The sequence below is a fragment of the Gracilibacillus sp. YIM 98692 genome (assembly GCF_010993965.1).
Taxonomy (GTDB): domain Bacteria; phylum Bacillota; class Bacilli; order Bacillales; family Amphibacillaceae; genus Gracilibacillus.
In genome coordinates, this window is the sequence record NZ_WIXM01000063.1 from 1 (window position 1) to 315 (window position 315).

Genomic DNA, 315 nt, shown 5'->3' on the forward strand with positions numbered 1-315 from the left:
AATAGCCGAATAGTGAAACAAAACCAAACAATAGTAAGAGGAGGGTTGGTTTGAATTCCATTAAAAAAGCATATGGTTATGTCACAAGAAATAAAAATGGCAAAAAGCAAGTGTTGGTTTTTCAACATCCAATAGCTGAAGCTGGAATCCAAATACCTAAAGGTACAGTAAAAAATGGAGAAGATACATTTAATGCAGTTATTAGGGAGATTAAAGAAGAAACTGGATTGAGAAATTTTTCTGTTGATCATTTAATTGCTGAAGACTTTTGGGAGAACGATGATGGTAAGATACATAATCGATTTTTTTATAAGT

Annotated in this window: 1 protein-coding gene; it reads left to right on the forward strand. The window is 31.7% G+C overall.

All coding sequences use genetic code 11. From position 1 onward, the window contains the following. Window positions 1–50: 50 nt before the first annotated feature. Window positions 51–315: NUDIX domain-containing protein (locus tag GHD00_RS21185; RefSeq protein ID WP_240468775.1), on the forward strand; the 265-nt coding region annotated here is incomplete at its 3' end.